11 protein-coding genes are annotated in these 14,852 nt (G+C 66.9%); 6 read left to right on the forward strand and 5 right to left on the reverse strand.

The annotated features are described in order from the left end of the window. Positions 1-15: 15 nt before the first annotated feature. Together purE and JQN66_RS04055 are read right to left on the reverse strand one after the other, a co-directional pair. A complete protein-coding gene (gene purE, locus JQN66_RS04050) occupies positions 16-546 on the reverse strand; it encodes a 5-(carboxyamino)imidazole ribonucleotide mutase (protein WP_188947478.1) in 531 nt (176 codons plus the stop codon). A gap of 78 nt (positions 547-624) precedes the next feature. Beyond that, complete coding sequence (locus tag JQN66_RS04055) at positions 625-1,737, reverse strand: 5-(carboxyamino)imidazole ribonucleotide synthase (protein ID WP_239464136.1); 1,113 nt, start codon at positions 1,735-1,737, stop codon at positions 625-627. 279 nt (positions 1,738-2,016) lie between these two features. Here JQN66_RS04055 and JQN66_RS04060 point away from each other — a divergent pair, with 279 nt between their 5' ends. Further along, on the forward strand, positions 2,017-2,610 hold the full coding sequence (locus tag JQN66_RS04060; protein WP_204676731.1) for a GtrA family protein: 594 nt from the start codon (positions 2,017-2,019) through the stop codon (positions 2,608-2,610). 9 nt (positions 2,611-2,619) lie between these two features. Here JQN66_RS04060 and JQN66_RS04065 read toward each other — a convergent pair whose 3' ends face one another. Beyond that, positions 2,620-3,345, reverse strand: coding sequence for a TIGR03089 family protein (locus JQN66_RS04065; RefSeq protein ID WP_204676732.1), 726 nt, complete (start codon positions 3,343-3,345; stop codon positions 2,620-2,622). Between the two features lie 287 nt (positions 3,346-3,632). On the opposite strand from JQN66_RS04065, the gene JQN66_RS18580 reads away from it, so the two are divergent. The 3 genes from JQN66_RS18580 to JQN66_RS04080 are packed head-to-tail and all read left to right on the forward strand — an operon-like array spanning position 3,633 to position 10,176. Then, positions 3,633-4,157 (forward strand): WhiB family transcriptional regulator, encoded by a 525-nt coding sequence (locus JQN66_RS18580; RefSeq protein ID WP_275439067.1) that lies wholly within the window; start codon positions 3,633-3,635, stop codon positions 4,155-4,157. Continuing rightward, entirely contained in the window at positions 4,103-7,636 is a 3,534-nt protein-coding gene (locus JQN66_RS04075) for a glycosyltransferase family 2 protein (RefSeq protein ID WP_204676733.1), read from the forward strand. The genes JQN66_RS18580 and JQN66_RS04075 overlap by 55 nt, the downstream gene beginning before the upstream one ends. Continuing rightward, complete coding sequence (locus tag JQN66_RS04080) at positions 7,633-10,176, forward strand: DUF5719 family protein (RefSeq protein WP_204676734.1); 2,544 nt, start codon at positions 7,633-7,635, stop codon at positions 10,174-10,176. Before JQN66_RS04075 ends, JQN66_RS04080 begins: the two co-directional genes overlap by 4 nt. Positions 10,177-10,262: 86 nt before the next feature. Here JQN66_RS04080 and JQN66_RS04085 read toward each other — a convergent pair whose 3' ends face one another. Continuing rightward, positions 10,263-10,721, reverse strand: a complete 459-nt coding sequence (locus JQN66_RS04085; RefSeq protein ID WP_204676735.1) for a metallopeptidase family protein — start codon at positions 10,719-10,721, stop codon at positions 10,263-10,265. Positions 10,722-10,788: 67 nt separating this feature from the next. On the opposite strand from JQN66_RS04085, the gene JQN66_RS04090 reads away from it, so the two are divergent. Continuing rightward, entirely contained in the window at positions 10,789-11,181 is a 393-nt protein-coding gene (locus JQN66_RS04090) for a DUF3499 domain-containing protein (protein ID WP_204676736.1), read from the forward strand. 262 nt (positions 11,182-11,443) lie between these two features. Continuing rightward, positions 11,444-12,910, forward strand: a complete 1,467-nt coding sequence (locus tag JQN66_RS04095; protein WP_204676737.1) for a TIGR01906 family membrane protein — start codon at positions 11,444-11,446, stop codon at positions 12,908-12,910. An 85-nt stretch (positions 12,911-12,995) separates the two neighbouring features. Here the strand turns inward: JQN66_RS04095 and JQN66_RS04100 are convergent, their stop codons facing one another. After that, entirely contained in the window at positions 12,996-14,837 is a 1,842-nt protein-coding gene (locus JQN66_RS04100) for an AMP-dependent synthetase/ligase (protein WP_204676738.1), read from the reverse strand. Positions 14,838-14,852: the final 15 nt, after the last annotated feature.

A 14,852-nucleotide genomic window follows, 5' to 3' on the forward strand; every position in this document is an offset into this window, starting at 1 on the left:
CTTATATGACTTTCCCTAGGAGGCGAAATTCTCGTTCGCGACTTCTTCACGGAGCGATGCACCCTTTGCATGGGCGGAATCACGCAGAGATTCAGCGAACTGAAGCAACTTTACCTGTAACGACTCAGCCAGCTCGTCGGTTCCCGACGCGAGCATGCGCACGGCGAGCAGTCCTGCGTTGCGTGCGCCGCCGATGGAAACAGTTGCCACAGGGACCCCAGCCGGCATCTGCACGATGGACAGCAGGGAATCCATTCCATCCAGCTTAGCCAGCGGAACTGGTACTCCGATGACAGGCAGCGGTGTAACTGATGCAAGCATGCCCGGCAGGTGGGCGGCGCCGCCGGCGCCGGCGATGATCACGCGCAGGCCGCGTTCATGGGCCTTCTTCCCGTAATCGATCATTTCGGTCGGCATGCGGTGCGCCGACACGACGTCCGCTTCGAAGGGGATGCCGAATTCGGCCAGGGCCTGGGCAGCCAGGCGCATTACCGGCCAATCCGAGTCGGAACCCATTACGAGGCCGACAAGTGGTGCTTCAGTCATTGCGAGATATTCCTTGGGTCTGGTGGTCAAACGCCGCCGCCTCCCTGACGGGGAAGCGGCAGCGCTCTAGGTAACAGGCTAGGCGGTGGCGGGCACGCCATCGCGGATCAACGCGGCCACGAGGTCGGCGCGTTGGCGAAGTTCATCTACGCTTTGCCCGGCGTTTGCCACGACGTTCACATGGCCGATCTTGCGGCCCGGGCGGACGGACTTGCCGTAGGCATGCACCTTGACCTCCGGGGCGGCGGCCAGCGCCGCGGCGAAGGCGGAGTACAGGTCCTGGTTGGCGCCGCCCAGGTAGTTCTTCATGACGGTGACACCCAGTTCGCGGGTTTCGCCCAGCGGCAGGTCGAGCACCGCGCGCAGGTGCTGCTCGAACTGGCTGGTGACCGAACCGTTCATGGTCCAGTGGCCGGTGTTGTGCGGGCGCATGGCCAGCTCGTTGATCACGAAGCCGGCGCCAACGCCGGGGGTCTCGAACAGCTCGGCCGCCATGACGCCGGTGACGCCGAACTCCTCGGCGATGCGCAGCGCGGCGTTGGCCGCGGTGCGGGCGGTGTCCTCGGAGATGTCCTGGGCCGGGGCGATGACTTCGTCGCAGACGCCGTCGACCTGGATGGTGTGGACTACCGGCCAGGCCTTGGCCTGTCCGGAGGGGGTGCGGGCCACCATGGCGGACAGCTCGCGGGAGAAATCGACCTTGTCCTCGGCCAGCAGCGGGCCGTTCTCGAACCAGTCCGCCGAGTCGCGTGCTTGGCCGGCGTCGTCCAGAATGCGCACGCCCTTGCCGTCGTAGCCGCCGCGCGGGGTCTTCAGCACGATCGGCCAGCCGATTTCGTTGCCGAAGGCGACCAGCTCGTCGACCGAGCCGACCTTGGCCCAGGCCGGGTTGGGCAGTCCGAGCTTTTCAATGGCTTCGCGCATGACCAGCTTGTCCTGGGCATGGATCAGTGCGGCCGGGCGCGGCTGGATGTTGACACCCTCATTGATCAAGGTGGTCAAAAATTCGTTGGGGACGTGCTCGTGGTCGAAGGTCACCACGTCCTTGCCCTTGGCGAACTCGCGCAGGGTTTCGAGGTCCTTGTAGTCGCCGACCGGTGCATCCGGAACGCTGCGTGCGGCCGAGACGTCCGGGCCTTCGGCCAGGACGTGAAGTTCAAAACCAAGGTTCAGGGCCTCAGGGGCCATCATTCGGGCTAGCTGCCCGCCACCAATTACACCAATTTTTGGAAAGCTCACCCTACTAGATTAGCGAACCGACGGTGGATGCCTTGTATGGCGGAAGTCGGATGACTCTCATTCCCCTGCTAATTAACAGGAATTCTGGCTAAAATGGCGGGATGCCGTCTCTGCGCTGACCGCCGAAGACGACAGTTAATACATACCGTGCGGGGCAGATCGCCCCCGGGGACACCGGGCAGCCAGTGCCGCGAGGACTCTGGCCGCGCCGCGGTGAAGGGCTGGAGGAAAATGTTCGAGCGCATCAGACTGAAAATCACCGGACTCATTTCGCTGCTGTGGCGCGAAGTGGCCAAATTCGGTGTGGTCGGCGGCGTCGCGTTCATCATCGACTCCGGCATCTATGTCTGGCTGCTCCATGGCCCCATGAGCGATTCACAGGTGAAGGCGAAGATCATCGCCGGCGTGGTCGCCACGCTCTTTTCCTGGCTGGCAAACCGCTTCTGGACCTTCCGCCACCGCCGCCAGGCCAATGTGGTGCGCGAACTGGTGATGTTCCTGATCATGAACGCGATCGGCCTGGGTATCGCGGCCGCCTGCGTCTGGGTGACGAAATACTGGATCGGCCTGACGGATCCGACGAGCCTGTTCATGGCCGGTTCGGTGGTGGGCCTGGTGCTCGGTACGATCTTCCGTTTCTTCGCCTACCGTTTCTGGGTCTTCGGCGCCGAGATGGACCAGGAAGAGAACTTCGCCCACGACCACGACCTGCTGGCCGCGCCCAAGCACCAGGTGCAGGGCGGCGCGCAGCAGGCTTCCGGTGCCGGACGATCCGCTGATTCGGATCCCGCGGACACCGGAAGTGTTCCCACGGTGGTCAATTAGCCGGACGGATCAGGCCTCGGGGGCGTAGTCGGACGTGATGCGCTCGCCTTCGCGCAGCCGGTCGGTAGCTTCCACCCCGTCCTCCAGCAGCACTATGGCGTCGCCCGCAGCCCACTGGGCGATGGCGTAGGGAAGGAATTCCAGGACCGGAAGGCCGGCCCGAGCCAGGATGGTGCCCTTGGCTTCCGCGGGGGTGGCGAACAGAGTTTCCAGAGCGGTGTTGTTCCCGCCGATGGCAATCGCGGTCGCCGCTCCGGAGACGGACGACGGGAAGAACTGGTCCCCAAAGGAGCGCACCGAGGCATTGAAGTCCTCGGCGACAGGACCCAGGTCCCCGCCGAAGGACAGCGCAAGCGCCGCCGGGTCGACGGCGAGGATCTCCGAGGATGCGGGAATGCTTGTGTCGGTAGGGCTGGCGGTGATCCAGAGGACGGCGTCGGAGGCGCGCTCATGCGAAGGCGCAGCCAGCGTCGCTCCATGGTGCAGCGCCGCCAAGGCCAGCACCAGCGACTTCCAGTGGGTCGGCAGGTCAAGCACGACAATCTGGTTTTCTTCGAGGTCGAAGGACTCGGCCAGCAGGTTGGCGCTTTTCGCCACCCAGTTGTCGAACACCCGGCCCGATAATTCAATACGTTCTGAGTTGGCTCCGTACCAGGTGAGCCATGGCGAGGCTGAGGCCCGATGCGGTGCCAGTAGGTTTTCCACGAAAGTGCCGGAAATCAAGTTGAGACTCACCTGTACCTTTATTTTTCTTAACTGAGAATTCGCCGGGAATTCGGGCAAGTTGCGACTCGCCCGGTTGATCTGCCCGTTTGAACGGCGTGTTGTGCCGAGAGTTTGCTGGGAAGTGTTCTTAGAATACCTTCCCCGCTTGACTCAGGCTTAGTTACAAAGATGTAATTAGATGGTGAGTTCGGCTCGCACCATCATTTTCCATATTTCGATGGAATAAATGAAGCCGAATGGATCGGGCGCTAGGATGGCCCGATCTTCTCAAACCAACGTGAAAGGTCTACATCACCATGGCGAAGCTGGAGCAGGGGTACTCCGAATTCTCGACCTCGGCTGTTGCGTCCGCCCAATACGGGCTGGAAGACGCACCGTCGGATTGGTTTGTCGATCCGCAAGCCGGAGAGTTCGCACGCCTTGCCGTCGCGGCCGACCTGGAATCTGCTGCCGATAATTTCCTGAAGGACAACGACACCGCGGAAACCGTCGAGGAGATTCCATCCGCAGGGTCGTGGGCCCCGGAGCTGGATGAAGACGACGAAACCCGCGAAGCGATCAAGGCCGTATGGCTGGGCGTCGGCGGGGAAGTGGATGAAGGCGAACTTGGATGGCAGGCCCGCGCACTGTGCGCGCAGACTGATCCCGAGGCTTTCTTCCCCGAAAAGGGCGGCTCAACCCGCGATGCTAAAAGAGTTTGCGGAGCATGTGTTGTACGTTCGGAATGTTTGGAATACGCGTTGAGCAATGACGAGCGCTTCGGCATTTGGGGAGGGCTCTCGGAGCGCGAACGCCGCCGTCTACGGAAACGAGCAATCTAATTCGCCCGCCAATTCATGTCACCGCCATCGTTGCTACGCACGATGGCGCTGACTTTTTACCACGCACTTTAGCCGCGCTGAGAAACCAGTCCCGGCCCATTGAACGCTTCATCGGTGTCGATGCATCATCCACCGACGGCTCGCTGGACGTCTTGAAGGCCAACCTGCCGTCGAACGCGGCGTTGATCGTCGCAGACGAAGGCTCGCTCGGACTGTCCTTGGACACCGCGGTGGCAGAGCTGCCGGAAGCCCGCGCGGACCGCGACGAATGGCTGTGGATCATCCATGACGACTCGATGCCGGCTCCCGACGCGTTGGAATTCCTGACCCGCACGGTTGAAGCCTCCGAATCGGTCACCATTGCCGGCTGCAAGCTCCTGGACATCGACAACCCCCGCCACCTGGTGGAGGTGGGCCTGAGCGTGGATCGCAAGGCGCAGCGCCTGACCATGATCGACATCGACGAAGTCGACCAGGGCCAGTACGACGCGCGCAGCGACTACTTCGCCGTGTCCTCCGCAGGAATGTTCATCCGGCGCGACGTGTTCGAGCAGCTCGGCGGCTTCGACCTGGCACTGCCGGGCCGCGGCGACGACGTCGACATCTGCTGGCGCAACCGGTTGGCCGGACACCGCGTGATCGTGGTGCCCGAAGCGAAGATCTACCACCAGGTGGAGATCGTCGAGACCCTGGCCGGCCCGCGCGAGGCCAAACGCGCCGAGGTCTTCCAGCGGCTGAAGTACGCCTCCGGCCCCGGCCTGCCCTTTGTCTGGCTCGGCATCCTGCTCGGCGGCATCGGCCACTTCCTGGTCTCGCTGCTCGCCAAGGACCCGGGCCACGGCTTCAGCCATCTGGGCTCGACCCTGCGCGGGCTGTTCTCCCCGGTGAAGCTCGGCGCCTCGCGCCGCAATGTCAAGCAGATCCGCACCGTGCCGCGCCGCCAGGTGCGCAAGCTGATGGCTTCGGGTGCCGAGGTGCGCGAATACCGCCGCAACCTGAACACCGGCCGCGAGGACTCGCGGGTCTTCGGGGACGGCAGCGGATCCGACGGCGCGCTGGAGCCCAGCGGCGACAACTTCTCGGATTTCGTGTCCATCGCGCGCCCTCCGCGCACCACCGCGGTGCTCTCGCTGATCTTCGCGCTGCTGCTGGCCGCCGCTGCCTCGCTGGTGGCCTGGCGCACGCTGTTCGGCGCCGGCGCGCTGTCCGGCGGGGCGGCCCGTCCGTTCTCCCAGACCCTCGGCGAGATCGGCGCCAACGCCGCCTCCTGGTGGCAGAACACCGGCACGGGACTGAGCGCCGCACCGGACAACAGCGATTCGCTGTTCTGGTTCTTCTCCCTGCTGACCTTGGACCATGCAAACCAGGCCTCGGTCTACCTGTACTTCGCCGCGATGCCGCTGGCCGCCCTGACGGCCTGGTGGGGCATGGGCGCACTGAGCCGTTCGCGTGCCGTGCGTTTCATCGCCGCGCTGCTCTGGGCCCTGTCCCCGTCGCTGGCTTCCTCCCTGGCCTCGGGCCGGGTCGGCTCGGCACTGGTGCACCTGATGCTGCCGCTGCTCTTCCTCGCGGTGCTGCGCGCCATGGATTCCCACGTGGCCCCCGAAGGCCAGGGCGTGCGCGATGCCCGGAAGCGCACCACCTCGGCATGGACCGCCTCGGCCAGCGCGGCGCTGATCCTGTGGGTCATCTCCGCTGGTTCCATGGCCTTCTTCCTGACCGCAACGGTGCTGGTCTACGTGCTGGCGCTGCTTTCCCCGCACCGCTCGCGCACCCTGTGGTGGATCCCGGTTCCGGCACTGATCTGGAACCTGCCGCTGCTGATTTCCGCGCTGGGCACCCCGCGGTTGCTGTTCACCGAACCGGGCGCGCTCACCGCGTTCTCCCCGGCCTCGCTGTGGCAGATGGCCCTGGGCTTCCCCGAATCCTTTGACGCCGCGGCGGTCCCGGTGGGTTGGGGTTTCCTGCCCGAGGGCCCTTGGGCACTGGTTGCCGCGCTGCTGGTCGGCGCACCGCTGGTGCTGCTGGCAGTCTTCGGAACGCTGAGCAGCGCCGCCAGCGCCAATGCGAACATGCGCCGCAACTCGCGCCGCCTGCTGTGGAGCGCGGCCCTGTCGCTGGCAGCCGGGTGGGCGGTTGGATTCATCCCGGTAGGACTGGATTCGCACACCACCGTCAGCGCCTACACCGGCCCATTCGTCTCCATGGCGGCCTTCGCGCTGCTGGCGGCAGCTGCCAATGCCAGCGCCGCGCTGCGCCGCGAAGATCTTCCGCGCGCCGCGCGGCTGTCCGGCGGCCGACCTGCGCTGGGCGCCATGGCGGCGCTGTCCACCGTGGCGATCCTCGCCAGCGGTGCGGTGCTGCTCGGCGCACAGCTGAACCCGGCCAACCCGGACGGCACGCTGACCGCCCTGAACGCGCCCCTGCAAGTCGGCTCCTCGCAAGAGCGCACGATCCCGGCCACCGCGGCCGACGCCGGACGCTCCGACTTCCATGAACGCACCCTGGTGCTCACCCCTCGCTCATCCGGCGAAATCGACAGCGTCGTGGTTTCCGGCAATGGCGAGAGCCTGGATACGCTCAGCCGCTATTCGCAGGTATCCACGCTGGCCGGTTCGCTGCTGGACCCGGTGCGCAACGAGAAGCCCGCCGTGGACGCCGTGCAGCGCGAATCGGTGGCCTTGCTGCTGTCCGAATCCGGGCTGGACGCCCGCGAGCAGCTGCGCGATTTGGGCATCGGCTATGTGGTGCTGAACGAAACCGGCGAAGCGGTCTCCTCGACCGTGCGCCTGCTGGACGCCGCCACCGGCCTTGCCTCCGTGGGTCAGACCGACAGCGGATGGCTGTGGCGAGTGGACTACTCCACTACCGATGCCGCCCGCGGCGCGGGATTCGCCCGACTGGTCGCGCAGGACGGCACCGTCACGGTGCTGCCAAGCAACCGGGCGAAGATCCAGGACGTACAGATCCCCGCCTCCGACTCCGCTCGGACCCTGGTGCTGGCCACCGCCGCCGACCCGAAGCTGCGTGCTTCGATCGACGGACAGGCGCTGCGCACGGTGTCCTACCCCGAGGATTCGCAGACCCGCTGGGCCCAGGCCTATGAGGTCCCGGCCGCCGGCGGCACCCTGGCGCTCAGCCACCGTGAACCGATGGCCGTGCCGATGCTGGTCCTCAGCGGCTTGGTCCTGCTGATCACCGTCCTGCTGGCGATCCCGGTGCCGAGCACCCGCCGCCTGGCCAACTACCGCAATGACTCCTACCGGATCCGCGAGACCCGGCGGAATCCTCAGGAAGTCGCCGACGGCGAGCAAGTGCTCGCCGCCGCGCAGCCCGGAACCAGCCAGGTGCAGGAGGCCGGCCGCCCGCGCAGCCGCCGGGAGGCCCGTGCCCAGGCAAGCCAGATTCGTGAAAACTTGACCCCGAAGCTCAACGACCGCATTTCGGACGATGAGTCGGAGCAGGAGAAAAACCAGTGAGTGACGAGAAGAACGTGAACACCCCCGGTTCCTCCGACGAATCCCAGGAGCCCGCGGGCCAGCCCGAATCGCAGACTGGGGCCCCGTCAGGGCAGTCCGGCCAGCCGCAACCCGAGCAGCCCGCATCGGTGCCCGCCGCCGTGCCTGCCGCGGTTCCGGTCTCCGCCGCCGTCACCAAGGCCGAGTTGAAAGCCGCCAAGGCCAAGTCGAAGGCCGACGCCAAACTGGCCAAGGTGCGCGAGAAGGAAGCGCAGATCCAGGCCAAGGCCGAAGCCAAGGTGCGTGAGAAAGAGGCGCAGATCCAGGCCAAGGCCGAAGCCAAGGTGCGTGAGAAAGAGGCGCAGATCCAGGCCAAGGCCGCGAAGTCGAAAAAGGCCGAGCCTGCCGCCGAAAAACCTGCCAAACCCGAGACGGCATCCGCCGTCCCTGCCTCGGCAGCGGCAACGGTTCCGGCAAGCGATGCGAAACCTGGCCACGACGCGGCTCCCGGAGCTCCGGCCAAACCTGCTGACCCGGAGGCGGACGACAGCTCTGCCGGGGCACCAACCCCGGCAGCCGGGACTGCCTCGTCGCCGGAGCCTGGCTCCGGCGGGGCCACCGGGACCCCGGGACCAGCCGGCCCCGCCCCGGAGGAGAACACCGCTGCGCCCGTACCGGAGACAAGCGACTCCACCCCGACGTCCCCGGCCGGTGAGCAGCCCAAGAAGCGTTCGGAGGCCGCCGCCGCCGCGGCAGGCGCAGTGTCCGCGGACACCCCGGTGCCAGGGGCGCAGGAACCGTCCAAGGCCACGATTGCGCAGGCCACGCCGCCGGCCACCCGGAATCCCCGGGATCCCAAGGAATCCGGGGAGCAGGGTGCCGCGACGGGAGCCCCGGCCGAGGCGCCCACGTCGCAGGAAAGCCCCAAGGCCGCACGCCGCCGCGAGAAGCTCGAACGCGCCCGCGCCGCGGCAGCACGGGATGCGGAACATTCCTCGACCCGCCGGAAGACCGGCGCGGTGCTGTTGAGCCTGACCGCGGTGCTCGCCTCGGGGGGACTGGTTGCGGCTGGCTCGCTGCTGGCGCCGGCCCCGGACACCACCACCCTCCCCGCCGCGGTGACCAGCCTGCCGGCCGGCGATGCGCTGAGCGTCTGCGCCTCGACCCCGCAGCTGCTCAAGGGCGTGGACGGGACCGATCCGCAGTTTGCTCCGGGTGCCAAGGAAATCTCCAGCAACCTGCGCAGCGTCGTGGTTTCCGACCTCGCCAAGCGCATCCCGGGATCCACCTTCTCCGCCTTGGGCGGCAGCTCGAAGCAGACCCTGACCGAACGCCTCGACGACGCCGAAGCTTCCGAGTCGCGCAGCGCGGACGACCAGGGCCTGACCGGACGCTCGTCCAAGATCAGCACCGTGAACAACGCCGATGGCAAGCAGATCTTCGAGGTGCAGCCGCTGGGCGAGCTCCCGTCCATCGGCAGCACCCTGCGCAGCTATCAGGCCAAGGACGGCGACCTCGCCGGGCTGGCCGCCGCCAGCTGCCAGGTGCCGGCTTCGACCTGGCGTTTCACCGGGTTGCAGACCACCACAGGGTCAACCTCGGTGCTGCACCTGGCCAACCCGACCAGCACCGCCGCCCAGGTCGCGGTGGACCTGCGCGGCCCCGAGGGACCGATTGACACGTCGACGCTGCAGAACGTGGTCATCGCCCCTGGCGAGCAGCGGGCCATCGTGCTCGGCGGCTACGCCCAGAACCTGTCCGCGGTGGCCGCCACCGTCACCAGCACCGGCGGCAAGGTGACCGGCTATGTGCAGCAAGCCGCGCTGCGCGGACTCACGCCTTCGGGCGTGGACCTGGTTGCCGGCAACGCCTCGGCCTCCAACACCCAAGTGATTCCGGGGGTGTGGATCGACAACAAGAACAACTCCGCCAAGCTGTCCAAGGAGGACAAGTCACTGGTGCCGCAGCTGCACGTCGCCGCCGCAGGTGCGCAGGGCGCCGGCTACAAGGTGAAGGTGCTGGGCGCCAGCGGTGAAGTGGCCGCAAGCTTCGAGCAGAACCTGGCCGCTTCCTCCAATGCGGCCTCGGTCCTGAACCTGGACCAGCTGGCCGGCGGCTACTACACGCTGGTGGTCGAGGCCGACGCCCCGGTGACCGCGTCCGTGAAGATGGTGCGCGGGGCAGACCCGAAGGACGCTTCGGATACCGCGTGGGCCGTCAGTTCCAACCCGCTGGCAGGCAACCAGGTCATGCCGTTGTCGGCCAACGGCACCGGGAAGTTCGTGATCGCGGCGACGGACGTGGATTCCTCGATCGACGCGGTGGTTGTGGCCAAGGACGGCACGCTGCAGAAGACGCAGAAGCTGAGCATCAAGGCCGGGCAGAGCCTGGTCTTCGACCCGCGCGAAACCACCGAGGACGCCCAGGCGGTGGTCTTCTCCTCGGATGCCAACGCCTATATCGGCCAGGTGATCCTGGGCTCCGACCAGTCCATTGGCTGGGCCGCCATGCCCGCGGCGAACGCCGGACGCGAGGGCATCGTGGTCAACGTCGGGGGATAGCCTTCCCGGCAACACTGCATCAGGGCCCGGAATCGTGATCGATTCCGGGCCCTGATGCAGTTGCGGGAGTCCGCACGCGGGGCCCGTCAGAAATCGGGGTCTTCGGGGAAGTACTCGGGATCGACTTCGCTCACCGGGATCATCCAGAGCTCGGATACCTCGTGCACCACGCATTGGTGCACCAGATCCACCAGTTCCACCGGGCTGCTGGCCAGCTGCTCCAGCGGCAGCCGGAAGATCGTGATCTGGGCGCGTTCGTGCGCGGTGGCCGAGCGCGAGGTGGACAACGGCACACGTTCACCGGCGCCTTCGGCCCGGGCAAGCAGCGCATCGGAGGGCACCGGTTCGATGAGGAAATCGATTTTCATCATTCGGGACTCCCAGCGTTCGGCCAAGCGCTGGGCGCTGGCCATGACGGCGTCGTCGAATCGTTCGGGGCGGTTGCGATAGGCCGGCAGGTGCATGGGAACCAGCGGCCCGCGCCGGCCCCTGCCATGCCGGTTGCGGCGTGGTCCGCTGGGTTCATCCGGCAATTTGGCGTTCATGGCTCCAGACTACCCCCGGGAACCCAATTGCCGGTGAACCGTCGCTGACACGAGTAGACTGGAGTGCGTGGATGGTCTTCGTATTTGCTCTCGCCCAGCCTGCCGTGAAACGGCCCGCGCAACCCTCACCTATGTTTATGCGGATTCAACCGCGGTGCTGGGGCCGCTGGCGACCTATCCGGAGCCGCACTGCTACGACCTGTGTGCCCGGCATGCCAACCGACTGACCGTGCCCAGCGGGTGGAGCCTGATCCGCGGCACCATTCCGGATGTCATCGAGCCCGAAGATGAGCTGAACGCGCTGGTCGAAGCCGTACGGGAACACCGGCCGCGAGAGCGGGCCCCGCGCCATGCCGCCGCCGTCGAGGCCGATGCCAGCGAGTCGCGTGATCCGCGCGGCCCCCGCTTCGACGCCCGGGTGCGGCTGTCCGTGCTGCCTGATGCCACGGACAACCAGTAGCTCCCAGCCTTGTCCTGCGCCGTAACCGGCGCGCGCCGCTGCCAACGGATCCCCACCGGGGAGCCGGGCGGCGGCTTTTGCGTTTCCGCCGGGGCCAGCTGGCCGGGGAACGGAGGGTGTGGCGCACCCGGTGGGGAAATCAGGTGTGGCTATCCGCTGGATGCGAGTTTCTGCTGGATATGCTAAAGGCGCGAGGCCTGTCACCATGCCCGCAAGCCACCCCAAACATCACTTGATCGCGCAAATTGCAGGAGGACTCCTCATGGCTGAGGCTGCGAAGGACCCCGTAGGGGCCCCGGATCCCGGAACAACGCAGATGCCCAAGGCCTCGTTGAGCCAGAAGGCCGAAGAGCTTGCTGCTCGCCTGGAAGAGCACAAGAACAAGGCGCAGGCAGACGCCGCGGCCAGGGCCGCAGCCGAGCGCCGGGCCGCCGCCAAAGCTGTGATCAAGGGCGAAGCGCCCGCCTCCAAGCCGGAACCGGCGCGCCCGGCCGAGCAGAAGCCGGCCGCCGCCAAGCCTGCGGCCGCCGCCCAGCCTGTGCAGAAGCCGGCCCCGGCAAAGCCTGCGGGCCCCGCCGAACCGGTGCAGAAGCCGGCCCCCGCAAAGCCGGCAGCTGCCAAGCCTGCCCCTGCAGAGCCTGCCGCTGCGGCGCCCGCGAAGCCCGCAGCCAAGACTACCGTGCAGCCGGCAGTGAAGGCTGAGCCGTCCGCGGCTGCCGCCCCGGCTGCTTCCGAGAAGGCGGAGAACCCGGTGGAGGACATCATCCGGGCCATCAAGCTGCCCCACGAAATCGCGGCGGAAAAGGCCGCGAAGGCGCAATCAGCCCCGGCCCCCGCCGTGGCGGATGGCCCCGTGGTTCCGCCGGTGTCCGTGGCGCCCAAGGACGAAGCCAGCGCATCCACCGCGGCGGCCGTGGCCCAGGCCCGCTCCCGCGTTTTCGGCAGCTCGGGTCCCGAGGAAGAACCCTCGGAAGCCGCCATGAAACGGCGTGTGGCCCGTGAACGGGCCTTGAACTCCAAGCCGGCGATGGCCCGTCCGGCGCAGATCCTCGTCGCGGTGATTTTCCCGATCCTGACCCTGATCGCCGCCATCCGCCTGGTGGCGACTCCCGGTTTCCTCGCGCTGTCCTACGGTCGGCCGGGGTTCCCCGACGACCTCTTCGGGTTCAGCGCCGCTGAACGGCTTACCTACGGAAGCTACGGGGTCGACTACCTGAACAACTTTGCCGGTCCGGAATTCCTCTCGGGGCTGGTGCTGCCCACGGGCTCTGCCATGTTCACCGCCGGGGAAGTCCAGCACATGGTGGACGTGAAGAACCTGATCGGTTTCGCCTACGTGCTGGGCGCCTGCCTTGCCGTGCTGATGGTCATCGGCATCTGGTACCTGGCCAAGCGCTACGCCGGCGGCGTGCGCCGCGCGCTGTTCTCCGGGGCCATCGCCACCCTGGTGCTGATTGCCGGACTGGTTGCCTTGGCGTTCATGGGCTGGCAGTCGTTCTTCAGCGACTTCCACGCGCTGTTCTTCTCCGAGGGCAGCTGGACATTCAGCATCAGCGACACCCTGATCCGCCTGTACCCGGAGCAGTTCTGGATCGATTCGGCCGCGGCCGTCGCCGGGCTGATCCTGCTGGCCGTGATCATCGTGCTGATCACCTGCTGGCCCACCGGGCGCCGCCGCGAAGCGGCCCGCCTGCGCCAGGAAGCCCGAGCCTTCGGACTGGGCGGCTAGAGAGCACACGGGCTGAAAAGCACGCAGGCTGGTCCACCACGAATCGTGGTGGACCAGCCTGCGTGCTTTTGCGGGGGAGCTGGCCCTAGCGCTGGTAGAGCTCGTCGGCGCGCTGCGCGAAATCGCGGAGCACGTCATGGCGCTTCAGCTTCAGCGTGCTGGTCAGATGCCCCGACTCCTCGGTGAACTCCACCGGAAGCACCACGAACTTGCGGATGGATTCGGCCTTGGAGACGGTGGAATTCGCGAGGTCGAGGTAGCTTTGCACTTCCTGGATCACCTGGGGATTCGCTGCTGCCTCGGCCAGCGACATGGGTCCGAGCCCCTGCGCCTTGGCCCAGAGCACCAGTTCCTCCGGGTCCAGGGACACCATGGCGGCGATAAACGGCCGGTTTTCCCCGACCAGCACGCACTGCGCCACGATGCGCCCGGCACGGACCATTTCCTCCAGCGGGCCGGGGGAGACGTTCTTGCCGCCCGCGGTGACAATCAGTTCCTTCTTGCGGCCGGTGACCTTCAGGTAGCCGGCGTCGTCCAGCATGCCGGTGTCGCCGGTCTTGAAATAGCCCTCCGCGTCGAATGCCTCGGCGCTGGCCGCGGGATTCTGGTGGTATCCGGAGAAGACGCCGATGCCCTTGATCAGGATTTCGCCGTCCTCGGCGATCCTGATGCTGGTGCCCGGGATCGGGCGGCCCACGGTGCCCACCCGGGTGCGGGTGGCCTGGTTGACGGTGGCCGGGGCGGTGGTTTCGGTCAGGCCGTAGCCTTCGACCAGCTGGATGCCGGCCCCGCGGAAGAAGTGCGCCAGATCCTCGTTCAATGCGCTGGCTCCGGAAATCGCGTAGCCGCAGTCGCCGCCGAAGACCGCCCGCAGCTTCGGGTAGAGCACCTTGTTGAACAGCGCGTACCGGGCGCGCAGCCCCAGCGGCAGGCGGGCCTTCTGGCCGCGGGCCCTGGCATCGCGGATCCGGGAGACAGCGATGGCGGTCTGCTCGGCCTTCAGGAACAGCTTGCCCTTGCCGCCGGCCTCGGCCGTGGACAGCGCGGCGGTGCGGATCTTCTCGAACACACGCGGGACTGCCAGCAGGAAGCCCGGCTTGATCGCGGCCATGTCCTGGGCCAGGGTGGCGGTGGAATTCGAATGCGCGATGACGGTGCCGCCGTGGATGCAGGTCTGCTGGACTGCGCGGGCCAGCACATGGGCCAGCGGGAGGAACATCAGGGTGCGGCGTCGGTCGCCGAGGATGTCGTCCATATGAGCTGCGAGGTTGTGCGCGACCAGCGCGAAGTTCGCGTGGGTCATGTTGCAGCCCTTGGGGCGGCCGGTGGTGCCGGAGGTGTAGACCATGGTCGCGGTATCGGACAGCTGCATGGACGCACGGCGCTGCTCGATGAGCTGTTCGTCGACGTCGTGCGGGTCGACCAGCAGCTTGTGCAGTCCCACCGAGGGGATCAGTTCCTTGTTGGAACCGTCGGAGCCTTCGAACATGTGGGTGATGACCGGTTCGCCCAGCTGGGCGGCGGCCTGGCGCACGTGCGAGCGCAGCTCGTGGTCCTCTGCGAACACCACGCGCGCCCCGGAATCACGCAGGATCCATTCAATCTGGAACGGGCTGGAGGTTTCGTAGATCGGCACGGAGATTCCGCCGGCGAACCAGATGGCTTCCTCGGCCAGTGCCCACTCGTAGCGGGTGCGCGAGATGATGGCGACCTTCCCTCCGGGCTGCAGCCCGTCGGAGACCAGCTTCATGGCCAGCCGCTTGACGTCCGCCAGGAAGCGGTCGGCGGTCACCTCATGCCAGGTGCCCGAGCGCTGGACCATGAACAGGGCCTGCCCGCCGGATGCCGCAACGCGGTCCCCGAGCAGGTTGGTGGCGTTCACCTCGGGCGCCAAATCCGTCAGCTGCTCGACGTGCACTTCTTGCATGGAAGTTGATTCCTT

The organism is Glutamicibacter protophormiae, assembly GCF_016894325.1.
Lineage (GTDB): Bacteria > Actinomycetota > Actinomycetes > Actinomycetales > Micrococcaceae > Glutamicibacter > Glutamicibacter protophormiae.